This window comes from Bacillus sp. FSL R5-0286, from assembly GCF_038593245.1.
In the GTDB taxonomy this organism is placed as follows: domain Bacteria; phylum Bacillota; class Bacilli; order Bacillales; family Bacillaceae; genus Bacillus; species Bacillus altitudinis.
Genome location: NZ_CP151977.1, coordinates 798,340 through 812,521, shown reverse-complemented (window position 1 = coordinate 812,521; position 14,182 = coordinate 798,340). Strand labels below are relative to the sequence as shown.

The following is a 14,182-nucleotide window of genomic DNA, read 5'->3' as shown; positions in this document are numbered from 1 at the left end:
GAGGTGTTAATCCAATTAGATATAGAAAAGGTGGAGACTTATTTTTCTTCAGATTATCAGCAAGTCACTGATGGAAAGGTCTCTTCCCTTAATGAATTTAAAAAGCATCTCTCCACATTAAAAGTCATGACCAAACAGCTCGACATCCCCGCCTTTCATGATATGTTGTTTGATGAAGAGACTCAGCAAGGGTGTTTTCGTTACACTGTACATATTGAGCTGTCCACAGGAGACCACGGTCTAATAGATGTGATGGCGTTATTTACTTTATTAGATGGTAGAATCATTCGGTGTGATGAGCTGACTAGACCGCATGAGAAAAATAAGACGCTTGAACAACTTGGACATATCAGCTAAGGAATCCTTTTCTTTTCAGCCCTCTTACTTCTATCCTCTTGACTGATTCATGTATAATAGAAAGCAGATTGATTTCATGCAGCATGGGGACCCTCATACTGTGTATTTACTAAGTGAAAGAGAGTGAATAAGATGGGTCGTAAATGGAACAACATTAAAGAAAAGAAGGCATCAAAGGATGCCAATACAAGTCGTATTTACGCAAAATTCGGGCGTGAAATCTATGTGGCTGCCAAGCAAGGTGAGCCAAACCCAGAATCAAACCAAGCACTTCGTTTTGTCCTAGAACGTGCAAAAACATATAGTGTCCCAAAACACATTGTGGACCGTGCGATTGAAAAAGCAAAAGGCGGTGCAGAAGAGAACTTCGATGAGCTGCGTTACGAAGGATTTGGTCCAAACGGATCTATGGTGATCGTTGATGCCCTGACCAATAACGTCAACCGCACAGCGTCTGATGTTCGTGCAGCATTTGGGAAAAACGGCGGAAATATGGGCGTCAGTGGATCTGTTGCTTACATGTTTGACCAAACAGCGGTGATCGGTGTCGAGGGGAAAAGTGAAGAAGAAACGCTTGAACTTTTAATGGAAGCAGACATTGATGTACGTGACATTATGGAAGAAGATGATACGGTGATCGTCTACGCTGAACCAGATCAATTCCATCAAGTTCAAGAAGCGTTCAAACAGGCAGGCGTAGAAGAATTTACTGTCGCTGAAATCACAATGCTGCCTCAAAACGAAGTGACATTAGATGATGAATCGAAAGCACAATTCGAGAAACTAATCGATGTATTAGAAGAGCTTGAAGACGTGCAGCAAGTTTATCATAATGTGGATTTAGGGGAATAATCAGCTAAGCCATCGTAGTTGTTGGATTCATTCAACTTCCGCGTTGGCTTTTTTATTGTCTAGGTAAGGTTTACGTTCTACTCAAGACCATGTAATATGAAGAAAGAGTCGTTTCCACAAATAACCAAGGAGCTGAGTTTCATTTTTAAAACATGGTGGTTTTCGTATTATGGCTTTATGATCCTCCCTTTTATTGGCCTATGCTTAATTTTCAACAATTTGACGATATTCACTAAAGTCTTTCTCTTTCTTTTCTTTGTATGGTTTTTATATAACGCCTTTGATTTTTACATTCATGAAATGAAAAAGAAAAAAGATAGGACATCTTAATCAAAAAACAGTCATCTCCCCTTGGTAAGAGGAGATGACTGTTTTTAATTCATCCCTTGAAACCCAAACGTCAGGTGATCCTGAACAGGAATCCAAGCGCCGATTCCTTGTGAGGTCACATTTTTTACGACAAGTTTGCGTTTATTTCCCTTGAGCACAAGATACACTTCTCCGTAAGTAACCTTTCCTTTTTCGTTAATGGCTGGAGCGTATGCATGCAGGGTTGCTGCTTTTTTCGGAGATACGTGGTAGGACTGATCTCGCTTTGTTCCTGCACCAATCACTGTGTCGAAGGCGAGCGGAAGTTTTGTTTTTTGGATGGCTTTTTGCATCATCAATGTTTTCACATCTTCTGGGTTTGGTACTTTTGCTGTGAGCCCTCCACTTACTTTTACTTGTTGCTTTTGCACATATTTGCCGATGGCTGTTTTGTTTCCGCCTCTATTATCAATGTGATTCGTGTTCACCTTTTTGTATTCCCAATTGGCGACGGTTTCGTTTGAATCATAGCTGAGTGCCCATCTTCCAAGAAAAATCGTTGCCCTGTAGCCAACTGCTAGCGGTGTACCTGAGATACTGGATTCATTCAGCATTTTAATTAAATGTGTATTTTCAATTGGTACACTTGTTGTTTTAAATAATTCGGCCGTCAGCTCGCTCGGCTGGAGCAGCGGTTGATCCTGTGATGCATTTGGATACGTATTTTCCTTTGAGATACTGGCGACAGACGATGGCACCTTAAACGGCTTTGCTGCCTCGGCTGGAAAACTGTATAGAAAACTTAAGGATAAGAGAACAACAAACATGATGCGGGGCATCTTTTTCATATCATCACTCTTTCTCATTCATTTTTCCATAGTATTTTCCCGAAAGACGTCCCTTATCCACAAAAGATTATAAAAGGAAAAATCCAATCGCCATAATGAAATAGGCAGCGAGCAATGTAGCACCTTCAAACCAGTTCGTATCCCCATCATTTGAAAGGATGACCGTTAGTAAAACAGCGGATGCCATGGCAATGAGCTCTGGTAATGAGAAGATCAGTGGCATTTGCTTTTCAAAAAACAGAGAGCTGATCACAAGGATCGGTGCGACCATCATGGCGACTTGAAGCGTGGAACCGAAAGCAATTTCGACCGCGACATCCATTTTGTTTTTATATGCCATAATGACAGCAGAAGCGTGTTCTGCTGCATTACCGACAATCGCAACAATGATGACCCCGATAAACAGCTCACTCCAGCCAAACTGTTCTCCGACTGTGTCAAATGTATGGACGAGCCGCTCTGAAATATACGCCACAGCAATTGTCGCAAGGAGTAAAATCGCCGTGGCAAACTTCCCCGACCACTCTGGTGTTTCTTTTTCCGTCGCTGCTTCCCCTTCAGCAATTTCCTGCTTGGCAACATAAACACCTCTGTGGCTGACCAGTTTGAAATAGAGTGCTGCGACATAAAGCAAAATCATCACGATGCTAATGCCGATACTTAAAACAAATTGACGATCTTCTGCCATCCCCATGGAAAAGACTTCTGGAATGACAAATGCCACAATAATCGCAAACATAAGCAGCCCAGAGTTATGCCTTGCATCGTGGACATTGAACTCTTGTCGTTTAAATTTCAATCCGCCAACGAAAAATGACAGTCCAGCCACGAGCAGTAAATTGCCGATCACTGAGCCAGTGAGTGAAGCAAGGACAATAGCGGTGAGTCCTTGTTTTAATGCAAAAAATGAAATGATTAATTCAACTGCATTTCCAAAAGTAGCGTTTAACAAACCGCCAATTCTTGGTCCCGCTATAATGGCAAGACTCTCTGTCGCTCTTCCCATAAAACTTGCAAGACCGATGATGGCGATACAATAGACGGCGAACATGACAGCCTGTGGGAAATGAAGAAAACTGCCAATTACAGATAATGGAACACCGATTGCGACAATCACAAGAAACAAACGATTCATACAGCCAATCTCCTTTACATCATATCTGACTGTTATTCTTTCGTGAGTGCCGGCATCATATACATTTAGATTCGTTCGTGTGAAAGGGTGATATCAATCGTTCCTTTCACGGATTGCACCATGGAGCAATGCTTCAACGCAAGTTTCATTACTTTTTCCAGCTGTTCATCAGAGGTGCTGATGCTTTCAAAGATCATATGTAAATGAATATGAGTGATTTTGTTTACAGTTCCTTCTCTTGTCGTTTCAGGCGTAATGGTCAGTCCTTGATAGGATATTCGTTTTTTCCGGCATACATGAATGACCATTTCTCCAAAACAGCCCGCAATAGCCGAGGTGAACAATTGATACGGCCTGTATCCCGCTTCTTTATTTCCCGAAATAGACAGCTGCCTTTGATCAGCATTTGCGACCCACCGATCATTTTCGTATATCAGCTTCATTCCTTTTCCACCTTTCTATTGAAACCCCTATGGTTCCATTGTACGATGAAAGCATGAACTTGTAAGGAGCTTCTTATGTCGAGAATTCATTTTATGATTTTAATTTTACTTGTATCCGTATCTGGTTTTTCGCAGGGAGCGTTACTGCCAGTTATTTCGATTATTTTCGAACATGCCGGCACTTCCCCGACGTTAAACGGACTGCATGCCACCGGCTTATATCTCGGCGTGTTGCTTGCGTCTCCTTTTATGGAAGCCCCGCTGCGCCGCTTCGGATTTAAACCATTAATCGTCATTGGGGGCGCTGCTGTCTTTTTAAGTTTGTTTAGCTTTGTCTTTATTCAATCTTATGTCGTCTGGTTCTTCTTGCGGCTGATGATTGGCATCGGTGATCATATGCTTCATTTCTCCACACAGACGTGGGTAACCTATGCCTCATCATCTAGAAATCGCGGGCGAAATATTTCATTGTATGGGTTATCATTTGGTCTCGGTTTTGCCGCTGGCCCTTTTTTAACACCACTCATTGAAATCAATCCATCCTTGCCGTTTATTGTGTCTGGTGCAGTTAGTTTGTGTATTTGGCTGCTTGTGTTTGTTTTAAAAAATACATATCCTGATACAGGTGAAATGCAGACGTCAGAGCAGACAAATAGTTTGAAGCGCTTCAAGAAGGCGTTTCAATTTGGCTGGGTAGCGTTTATGATGCCGTTTTGCTATGGCTTTTTAGAAACGACGCTCAATAGTAACTTCCCTGTGTATGCGCTGAGAAGCGGGGTGACGATAGATGCTGTTGCGTTTATTTTACCTGCGTTTGCGATTGGGAGTATTGTTTTTCAGCTTCCTCTTGGGATGCTGAGTGACCGTTTCGGCAGACGACGCATGATTTTAGTTGTGACACTCGTCGGTTCATTCTTTTTCCTTTTAGCAGGGATTTTCATTCAGTCCGTTTTGGCTGTTGCGATCTGTTTCTTTATCGCAGGTATGGCTGTAGGTTCGACCTTCTCACTTGGCATCAGTTATATGACGGACTTATTGCCAAAGCATCTGCTGCCTGCTGGGAATTTGATGTGCGGTATGGCGTTTAGTGCAGGAAGTATTCTCGGTCCGGTTCTTGGCGGATTCTTTGTGCAGACGTTCGAGGGCATGAATTTACTTTACCTTGTCAGCATTGTGATTTTATTTGTGTTTTGTTGTGTTCGATTTGGGCGTACACAGTCAGTGGTCGACACTCCAAACGAATCCATTTCTCATTAAAAACTCCCCTGCACCTATGCAGAGGAGTTTTTTCATCTAGTGATACCCATTTTGCCCATTCGCACTTCCACTTGTTTTGTGCTTTGGCTGATGGCCTTTGTTTTGTTTTGTGTTGCTTCCGCCTTTTTTCGATTGTTTAGACATTCGTTATTCCCCCATCCGTCAAGATTGAACATGTTCGTTCTCCTTTAGGATGCCCGGTTTTCTTTACAGCTTGCCTGGTACGATTTTACGCTTATGTAAAAGCGCATTGAGCTCGCCGCCGAGGATGATCATAATGCCGGTTAAATAAAACCAGATCATTAATATAATGATTCCCCCAATGCTTCCGTACATCGCACTATAGTTGGCAAATTCGCCTACATAAAATGAGAACAGCATGCTGACGAGAATCCAGCCAACAGAAGCGAATATGGCACCCGGTAGCACAAATTTCAATTTCAGCCTGATATTAGGGGCAAAATAATATAGGGATGTAAAAACAATCAGTAAAATCAGTGGACTAATAATCCATCTCATGGCGGTCCAAATGGTGAGAAAGGCATCTGACTGCCCTACTAATTTGGCAACGAATAAGCCAAGCTCTTTTCCAAAGACAGGCAGCATCAAGGCAAAAATAATCGTAAGCACCATCGCAATGGTTAAGATGATCGATGTTAAACGTACGAGAATGAAGGAACGATTTTCCTCAACTTCGTAAGCATGGTTAAATGCTCTGACCACCGCATTAATACCGTTGGATGCAGACCAGAGTGCCGCAATAATCCCGAATGACAACAATCCGCCGTTACGGTTATTCAGCGTCTCTTCGGCAATGGATTCAATCATCGAAAGCGCTCCCTCTGGCGCATAACCAGAAATGACGCTTAGAACATCCTTTGATGTCAGCGGCAAATAACCAACAAGCGTCAGCACGAAGATGAGAAACGGAAATAATGAAAGCAAAAAGAAATACGCAAGCTCAGCTGATTTTGCCGGTCCTTCATGCAGCAAAAAGCGTCCAATTAACGCTTTAACAAAACCCATACGTCTCATCTCCAATGATCAATCTTTCTGTTTCTTTTGAAAGTGATCCTTTGTTTCTTCAATAATCTCTAATACCTTTGGTGTTGTTTCCTTTAACTGATTCACCTGTTCATTCAGAAAAGACAAATCATCTGAGACTGTTCTCATCAATTGCTTCGTTTCTTCCATTTTTTCCTTTACGCAAGCAGACATCTTGCCAGGCTCCAGGCGGTATTCATCCAGCTTTTGCTGGCAGTCATTCCATTTTTCTTTCAGTACAGTTCTTGTTGGACGATGAAATAATGTCAGCAATATGCCGCAGGCTGCGCCTATAACAGCTCCCCGAAGCATGATTTGTTTGTTCTCTTTCATCTCATCTGATCTCCTTTCCGTTAAAGGTGTTTCTCTTTTTTTACATACGTCAAAAAACGATCAATTCCTGTTTCAATTAAATCATGTACTTCCTCAAAGTTCCCAGTGTAATAAGGATCTGGCACATCGTCTCGATCGTCGTCTTCTACAAAGTCAAGAAGACGGCCAATAAAGTGATGTTTTCCATAGCCGGCTAAACTGCGGAGGGCGCCTACATTTTCAGCATCCATCGCAATGATATAGTCGTATGTGGTGATATCCTTATCCATGATTTGTCTTGCCGTCATTCCTTCATAGCTGATGCCCTTTTCATCAAGCAGCTTACGTGTTCCTTCATGCGGAGGACTGCCTTGATGCCAGCCGCCAATGCCTGCTGAATCAATCACAAAGTGTTCACTCAGCCCTTCGTCTTCGACACGTTTTCTAAACATCGCCTCTGCCATCGGTGACCTGCAAATATTGCCGAGGCACACAAATAATACATGAATCATCCTTCATTCTCCTCCTATCTTTTCCCTAAGAGTCCCTTTGGAAAACCTTTTCTCTATCATATCAAGCCCTTTTTCTTTTGGAAACTTTGCAAGAAAAACTCCCATCGGCATTGACAAAATACACAAAAAAAGGAGAAACTTTAGGAGAATTACACAAACAAAGGGGGACATTAGATGGGAATCATTGAGCAGTTTGTCACGACGATGAACAATTTTTTGTGGGGGCCTCCCCTATTAATTTTAATTGTTGGTACTGGAATCTACCTCACCTTTCGGATCCTCTTCATTCAAATTAGATTACTTCCTTATTCTTTAAAGCTCGCTTTTTCAAAACAAGACAAAACATCAGAGGGAGATATCTCCCATTTCCAAGCATTAATGACGGCTCTTGCTGCAACTGTCGGTACTGGGAATATCGTCGGTGTTGCCTCAGCTGTCATTGCAGGTGGTCCTGGTGCAGTATTTTGGATGTGGTTTGCTGCATTTTTCGGGATGGCCACCAAGTTTGCAGAAGCTGTTCTGGCTGTAAAATACAGGGTCAAAAACGAAAAAGGCGAAATGTCTGGCGGACCTATGTATTATTTAGAGCATGGCTTAAAACAGAGATGGCTAGGGGTGCTATTTGCTGTTTTCGGTGCCAGTGCTGCCTTTGGGATCGGCAACCTGGTACAGTCTAATTCCATCTCAGGCGTCATGAATTCTACTTTTCAAATTCCAACATGGGTAACAGGTATCATCATTACTGCCTTTACGGCACTCGTGATTTTAGGCGGAATTAAAAGTATCGGCCGAGTGACATCTATTTTTGTACCAGTCATGGCTTTATTTTACGTCATTTGCGGGCTCATCATTCTTGTCATGAATGCTGATCTTGTTCCTGGTGCAGTCAGTCTTATTTTCTCAGATGCCTTTACAGGTCAAGCCGTAGCAGGTGGTGCAATTGGAACTGTCATTCGCTGGGGTGTCGCACGAGGAGTCTTTTCCAATGAAGCTGGTCTTGGATCAGCACCAATTGCTGCTGCAGCTGCGAAAACGGATATGCCTGCCCGTCAAGCTCTCGTCTCTATGACGCAAGTGTTTATTGACACCATCATTGTTTGTTCTATCACTGGCATTACGATTGTCATGGCAGATATGTATTTAACAGAAAAAAGTGATGCGCTGACTTCGTTATCCTTTGCTCACTTCCTCGGTCCAGCTGGCTCAACCATCGTGGCAATCGGGCTGCTCCTGTTTGCCTATTCAACCATCATTGGCTGGTCCTATTATGGAGAGAAATGCTTTACATATTTGGCGAAGGATTCGTACGTCATGTATTACCGTATCGTGTTTGTGATAGCTGTCTTTTTCGGTGCCGTGTTTAAGAATGACTTCGTTTGGGGCGTAGCAGACATGCTCAATGGACTGATGGCCATTCCAAACTTAATTGGCCTCATCGGTTTATCAGGTGTTGTGGTGTTTGAATCCAAACGAATCATTGATAAGATCAAAGAGGAGAAAAAGGAAAAAAACATTTCAGTGTCGTCATAATAGCCCTTTTATTCTTTTGCTTTTCTGTTAAAATAGACATATTATTCGACACATGCAGGAAAGGACGTGCCGCCCTTGTCACAGCAAAAAGCGGCTGAAGTCAATCAGCTGATTGAAGACATTTCGCAAAAGCTCAATATGCTGAATATTGGAGTCATCAAAGCCGAAGACTTCAGTCCAGATAAGTATGAAGATATTGAATTTCTTCACCAAATGGTGATGAAAAAATCTTCATTCAGCCCAAGTGAAATGCAAGCCATTGCAAGCGAGCTGAAAAGCTTAAGAAAATAATCGTGCACCTGATACTGAATTGCGGTTGACGCCGCTTTCTTACATCCATGCACAGAAAAAGCCAGCACCTCGCAAGGTGCTGGCTTTGTTTATCCTGTCAAAACTACTTATTTGGCGAGCAGTTTTAATGATTCACGGTTAAATGCTGGAATGTCATCAGGTGTACGGCTTGTGACAAGCTGATCCTGACAAACGACGACTTCTTCATCTTTGAATTTGGCGCCTGCGTTTTCCATATCTACTTGAATGGATGTATAGCCGGTCGCGCCTCTTCCTTCCAGCGTCTTCGCTGTAATAAGCAATTGCGGTCCATGACAGATCGCAAATACTGGTTTTTTCTCGTCCATAAAGGCTTTTGTGAATTGCACGTAGCGATCATCCGCACGCAGAATGTCTGGTGAGAAGCCGCCAGGAATCAGAAGTGCATCGAAGTCTTCTGGTTTCACGTTATCGATAGACGCATCGACTCTTACTTCTGCCTCTCCTTGCTTTCCTTTCACTGTTTTTCCTTTTTCGTTTTCAATCACTGTGATCTCATGGCCTGCGTCTTTAAAGGCTTTTGCAGGCTCGGTGAATTCAACATCCTCAAAGTAATCTGTTAAGACAACTGCAATTTTCTTACCCATGTAGAAACCCTCCTGCTTGATTATCGTTTACACTACACACTATACCCCCGCCAATTGAAATCAAACATCCTATCCCTATGAGAAAGCCCCCTTTCAGAAAAATAAGCATTTAGACTCATTCACATTCCCTTAACAAGGTAATTCGTATGATTTATGTTATCTTTACAATAATCTGCAAAAAATAACTACAAAAGTTAACGAAACATTTCTACAATAGGTATTGTGGTCAAAAAAATTAGAAAGGCGGAGATCAGGTGAAGAAGCAAGCACATAGGTCTAAACGAAGGAAAAACCTGTCTATTCTGCTCACTTCCATTATGTTGATTAGTCTCATTCTCCCAGCAGTACCTACTCATGCAGAAACAGAAAGCGGCAGCGCCGTAAAGGTCAGTATCTTAGCCACAACGGATGTTCATGCGAACATGATGAATTATGATTACTACAGTGACAAAGAAACAAATGAATTCGGTTTGGCAAAAACAGCCGAGCTGATTGACAAGCACCGTTCACAAAATCCCAATACACTCCTTGTTGATAACGGAGACCTGATTCAAGGAACCCCTCTTGGAGAATACGTTTATAAAAATGAAAAAGACAGCATCATCAATCAAACAAAGGTTCACCCCATTATTCATACACTCAACAAATTAAAATATGATGCAGGTACACTCGGCAATCATGAATTTAACTACGGTTTATCTTTTCTTGACGGTACCATTGCGGGCGCCAACTTCCCGATTGTCAATGCGAACGTCAAAAAGTTAAACGGAGAACACCGATTTACTCCTTATGTCATTCAGGATAAAACCTTTAAAGATGCAAACGGAGCCTCCCAAACTGTGAAAGTCGGTTACATAGGATTCGTACCACCACAAATTATGACGTGGGATAAGAAACATTTAGATGGACAAGTTCAAGTGCAAGATATTGTGGAGTCTGCCAATGAAACCATTCCAGAAATGAAAGCAAAAGGCGCAGATGTCATCGTCGCTCTTGCTCATACAGGAATTGAAAAAACAGCTTCACCTAAAGGATCAGAAAATATGATCTTTGACCTTGCCACGAAAACAAAAGGCATTGATGCGATTGTGTCTGGCCACCAGCATGGCACATTCCCAAGCGCTGAATATAGCGGCGTTGACAAATTTGATGTCGCAAAGGGAACCATTAATGGCATTCCTGTCGTCATGTCAAAAAACTGGGGAAGCTACCTCGGGGTCATTGATTTAACGCTAGAACCAGACGGAAGCAACTGGAAAGTCACAGATGGAACAGGCAAAATCGAATCCGTTGCCGGGGTGACATCTCAAAACAGTACAGTGAAAGATGCCATTCAAACAACTCACCAAAACACCCTAGATTACGTCAGAAAGCCAGTTGGAAAAACAGAAGCAGACATTAACAGCTTTTTCGCTCAAGTGATGGATGACCCTTCTATTCAAATCGTGACAGATGCCCAGAAATGGTATGCACAAGAAAAAATGAAAGATACTTCGTACAAAAACTTGCCGATACTCTCTGCGGGTGCGCCATTTAAAGCCGGCGGACGCAATGGTGTGAACTATTATACAAATATCGCAAAAGGTGATTTAGCGATTAAAAACATCGGCGATCTCTATCTTTACGATAACACCGTACAGATTGTAAAACTAAAAGGCAGTGAAGTAAAAGACTGGCTTGAAATGTCTGCAGGTCAGTTTAACCAAATTAAACCAAATACTTCAAATGAACAGCCTATTTTAAACGAAGAATACCGCTCATATAATTTTGATGTGATTGATGGTGTGACGTACCAAGTAGATGTCACACAGCCTGCTAAATACAGCACAACAGGCACACTTGTTAACGCTAGTGCGAACCGCATCAAAAACTTGTCTTACAACGGAAAACCCGTTTCTGACAATCAAGAATTTTTAGTCGTGACAAACAACTACCGTGCATCTGGCGGCGGAGGCTTCCCGCACCTCACACAAGATAAAGTCGTGCTCGCCTCAGCAGATGAGAACCGCCAAGTGCTGATGGATTATATTATTGAACAAAAAACCATTAACCCAAGCGCAGATCAAAACTGGTCCATTGCACCGATCAAAGGCGCAACCGTCACTTTTGAATCTTCTCTTTTAGCCAAACCGTTCGCAGAGAAATCAAGCAGCGTCGACTTTATTCGGAATGCCAGCACAGACGGACTTGGCGTGTACAAGCTAGCGTTTAAAGATGATGGTACAACAGAACCACCTGCAACAGACAATTGGCATTTAACGGTGATGCATACAAACGATACACATGCCCATCTGGATGATGCAGCAAGACGCGCAACCAAGATCAAAGAAGTTCGCAACCAAAGCGAAAACAATATTCTATTAGACGCTGGAGATGTCTTCTCTGGTGATCTCTATTTCACAAAATGGCAAGGACTTGCCGATCTGAAACTGATGAACTTAATGAAATACGATGTCATGACGTTTGGGAATCATGAATTTGACAAAGGTCCATCTGTCCTTCGTCAATTCCTGACAGGTGACGCATCCAGCGTAGATGCTAAAAACCGTCATCAATTTGAAAAACCGAACTTCCCGATCGTGTCATCAAACGTGAATGTCTCTAAGGAAAAACAGTTAAGCGACTTAGTGAAAAAACCAGCAACATTTAAAGCTGGTGAGAAAAAAGAAGCTGGCATTTACCCTTACATTCTACTTGATGTAAATGGTGAAAAGGTCGCTGTATTCGGTCTAACCACTGAAGACACAGCGATTACATCCAGCAGTGGTCCCAACATTCAATTTCAAGATGCATACAAAAAAGCAAAAGAAACAGTCAAAACCATTCAAACTGAAGAAAAAATCAATAAAATTATTGCGCTCACACATATTGGCTATAACCGTGATCTAGAACTGGCTCAAAAAGTAGATGGCATTGATCTCATCATTGGTGGTCATACCCACACCCTTGTTGAAAAATTAAAGGTCATCAATAAAAAAGAACCAACGATTGTTGCACAAGTAAAAGACTACGGACAATTTTTAGGAAAAGTAGACGTGGCCTTTGACAAAAAAGGCGTCGTACAGCCAAAAGAATCTACTTTTGACCTCATCACGATCGACGACTCTGTGAAAGAAGATGCGGACGCAAAAGCGATTCTTGATCAGTACAAGGCAGATATCCAAGATTTAAAAACCGAAAAAGTCGGGACGTCAGATGTCTTCTTAGATGGACAGCGTGAACACGTCCGTGCAAAGGAAACGAACCTAGGAAACTTTATTGCAGATGGCATGTTAAAGAAAGCACAAGAATCTGCTGGGGCTGACCTTGCCATTACAAACGGCGGCGGTATTCGAGGCAGCATTGAAAAAGGAGATATCACATTAGGGGATATTTTAACGGTGATGCCTTTTGGAAACACACTATATGTCGCAGATTTAAAAGGCAGTCAAATTAAAAAAGCGCTTGAACAAGGTCTTTCAGGCATTGAAGAAGGCGGAGGCGCATTCCCTCATGTAGCCGGTATTGAATATACGTTTACACTGAGTAAACCAGCTGGCAGCAGACTGATTGATGTCAAATTGAAAGATCAAAAGGGTAATCTGACTGACATTGATGATCAGAAAACATACCGCGTGGCGACTAACGCATTTGTCGGCACAGGCGGTGATGGCTACAGCGTCTTTACAGAAGCGTCTCATGGTGAAGACTTAGGCTATGTTGACTATGAAATTTTCAAAGAGCAAATTGAACAGGCAGACGGTCATATTTCTCCAGTCATCGACCATCGAGTGAAAGAAGTATTCCTTCCTCGCTTGAAAGGAAAAGGCGTCTATGACATTCAAGATGATGAGAAATTCCAAACGTATGTGCAGCATACGAACAAAGCATTGCTCTATTTAGACAAAGCAACCGAAGCGAAAAAGGTTCGATTGTCTCTATCAAAAGGGCAAGTAGCTGAATTGAAGAAACGAGAGCAAGATCCAAACGTCACCATCTATCATGACAAAGTCGGTCTAGCATTACCGCTCTCCAATTTGTCAGAGCAACAAGCAGATATATCAATGGCAAAAACAAATAAAGTGAAAAACGCATTAACCGACACATACGATTTCCAAATCAAACAAGATCAGAAAAATGTGTCTACCTTTAAAGATCCCGTCACACTGTTCTTTACATTAGATGCGCCTGAAAAAGCGAAAAAACCAGGTGTCTATTATGTCGATCGTGAGAAAAACCGCTATGCCAAAACAAGTAACGGTTCATTCGAAAACGGGATTGTCTCAGGTAAAACGGAGCACTTTAGTGAATACACCGTACTCAATCAAAGTGAAGCTGCTGGAACAGCTCCAGACCAAAATGGCGGAGACGGTGGAACTTCTGCTCCAGGCGGTTCGGATCCAAGTCAGGATGGAAGCGGCATGCCAGGCGGCACACTGCCGAATACTGCAACGATGATGTATACAGCGGTATTAATTGGCTTGCTCATGCTCGCCTCAGGCGGTATCCTTTATTACTACCAGCGCAAGCGTACAAGAAACAAAGTATCATCTTAATAGAAAAGGACAGAGCATTGGCTCTGTCCTTTCAGATTGAGGACAAAGGGCTAAAATGTACTTGATTTTAGCCCTTTGTCTTTTTTCAGCGTGATAGAAAACCTTTGCAGTCTAGGAAAGTCGAGCACCGG

General features: G+C 42.4%; 14 protein-coding genes. 6 read left to right on the top strand and 8 right to left on the bottom strand.

Annotated features, from left to right (window positions below):
* Window positions 1-3 precede the first annotated feature (3 nt).
* Together NST24_RS04000 and NST24_RS03995 are read left to right on the top strand one after the other, a co-directional pair.
* Complete coding sequence (locus tag NST24_RS04000) at window positions 4-357, top strand: nuclear transport factor 2 family protein (protein ID WP_235672226.1); 354 nt, start codon at window positions 4-6, stop codon at window positions 355-357.
* Window positions 358-489: 132 nt separating this feature from the next.
* Window positions 490-1,209, top strand: a complete 720-nt coding sequence (locus NST24_RS03995; RefSeq protein ID WP_007496614.1) for a YebC/PmpR family DNA-binding transcriptional regulator — start codon at window positions 490-492, stop codon at window positions 1,207-1,209.
* A gap of 374 nt (window positions 1,210-1,583) precedes the next feature.
* Here NST24_RS03995 and NST24_RS03990 read toward each other — a convergent pair whose 3' ends face one another.
* The 3 genes from NST24_RS03990 to NST24_RS03980 form a co-directional block, all read right to left on the bottom strand.
* Window positions 1,584-2,345, bottom strand: a complete 762-nt coding sequence (locus tag NST24_RS03990; protein ID WP_224559743.1) for a YfkD famly protein — start codon at window positions 2,343-2,345, stop codon at window positions 1,584-1,586.
* A gap of 88 nt (window positions 2,346-2,433) precedes the next feature.
* Window positions 2,434-3,501, bottom strand: a complete 1,068-nt coding sequence (gene cax, locus NST24_RS03985) for a calcium/proton exchanger (protein ID WP_342462362.1) — start codon at window positions 3,499-3,501, stop codon at window positions 2,434-2,436.
* A gap of 65 nt (window positions 3,502-3,566) precedes the next feature.
* Window positions 3,567-3,944 carry an OsmC family protein gene (locus tag NST24_RS03980; RefSeq protein ID WP_024720244.1) on the bottom strand — a complete coding sequence of 126 codons (378 nt, stop codon included), beginning with the start codon at window positions 3,942-3,944 and terminating at the stop codon, window positions 3,567-3,569.
* A 75-nt stretch (window positions 3,945-4,019) separates the two neighbouring features.
* Between NST24_RS03980 and NST24_RS03975 the strand changes: the two genes are divergently transcribed.
* Complete coding sequence (locus NST24_RS03975; RefSeq protein WP_342462361.1) at window positions 4,020-5,201, top strand: MFS transporter; 1,182 nt, start codon at window positions 4,020-4,022, stop codon at window positions 5,199-5,201.
* A 32-nt stretch (window positions 5,202-5,233) separates the two neighbouring features.
* On the opposite strand, the gene NST24_RS03970 is transcribed toward NST24_RS03975, so the two are convergent.
* From NST24_RS03970 to NST24_RS03955, 4 genes are read right to left on the bottom strand one after another with little or no spacing between them, the layout of a single operon-like run.
* Entirely contained in the window at window positions 5,234-5,377 is a 144-nt protein-coding gene (locus NST24_RS03970; RefSeq protein ID WP_162484020.1) for a hypothetical protein, read from the bottom strand.
* 31 nt (window positions 5,378-5,408) lie between these two features.
* Entirely contained in the window at window positions 5,409-6,227 is an 819-nt protein-coding gene (locus NST24_RS03965) for a YhjD/YihY/BrkB family envelope integrity protein (protein ID WP_060832167.1), read from the bottom strand.
* A gap of 18 nt (window positions 6,228-6,245) precedes the next feature.
* Window positions 6,246-6,578 carry a hypothetical protein gene (locus NST24_RS03960; RefSeq protein ID WP_342462360.1) on the bottom strand — a complete coding sequence of 111 codons (333 nt, stop codon included), beginning with the start codon at window positions 6,576-6,578 and terminating at the stop codon, window positions 6,246-6,248.
* A 20-nt stretch (window positions 6,579-6,598) separates the two neighbouring features.
* Complete coding sequence (locus NST24_RS03955; protein WP_008341755.1) at window positions 6,599-7,069, bottom strand: low molecular weight protein-tyrosine-phosphatase; 471 nt, start codon at window positions 7,067-7,069, stop codon at window positions 6,599-6,601.
* Between the two features lie 174 nt (window positions 7,070-7,243).
* Here NST24_RS03955 and NST24_RS03950 point away from each other — a divergent pair, with 174 nt between their 5' ends.
* A complete protein-coding gene (locus NST24_RS03950; RefSeq protein ID WP_203144183.1) occupies window positions 7,244-8,599 on the top strand; it encodes a sodium:alanine symporter family protein in 1,356 nt (451 codons plus the stop codon).
* A 75-nt stretch (window positions 8,600-8,674) separates the two neighbouring features.
* Window positions 8,675-8,890 carry a DUF1128 domain-containing protein gene (locus NST24_RS03945; protein ID WP_008341757.1) on the top strand — a complete coding sequence of 72 codons (216 nt, stop codon included), beginning with the start codon at window positions 8,675-8,677 and terminating at the stop codon, window positions 8,888-8,890.
* A gap of 107 nt (window positions 8,891-8,997) precedes the next feature.
* Here the strand turns inward: NST24_RS03945 and NST24_RS03940 are convergent, their stop codons facing one another.
* The gene (locus NST24_RS03940) at window positions 8,998-9,516 is read right to left on the bottom strand and encodes a type 1 glutamine amidotransferase domain-containing protein (protein ID WP_007496591.1); all 519 of its coding nucleotides are present in this window, start codon (window positions 9,514-9,516) and stop codon (window positions 8,998-9,000) included.
* A gap of 254 nt (window positions 9,517-9,770) precedes the next feature.
* Between NST24_RS03940 and NST24_RS03935 the strand changes: the two genes are divergently transcribed.
* Complete coding sequence (locus NST24_RS03935) at window positions 9,771-14,051, top strand: multifunctional 2',3'-cyclic-nucleotide 2'-phosphodiesterase/3'-nucleotidase/5'-nucleotidase (RefSeq protein WP_342462359.1); 4,281 nt, start codon at window positions 9,771-9,773, stop codon at window positions 14,049-14,051.
* Window positions 14,052-14,182 lie beyond the last annotated feature (131 nt).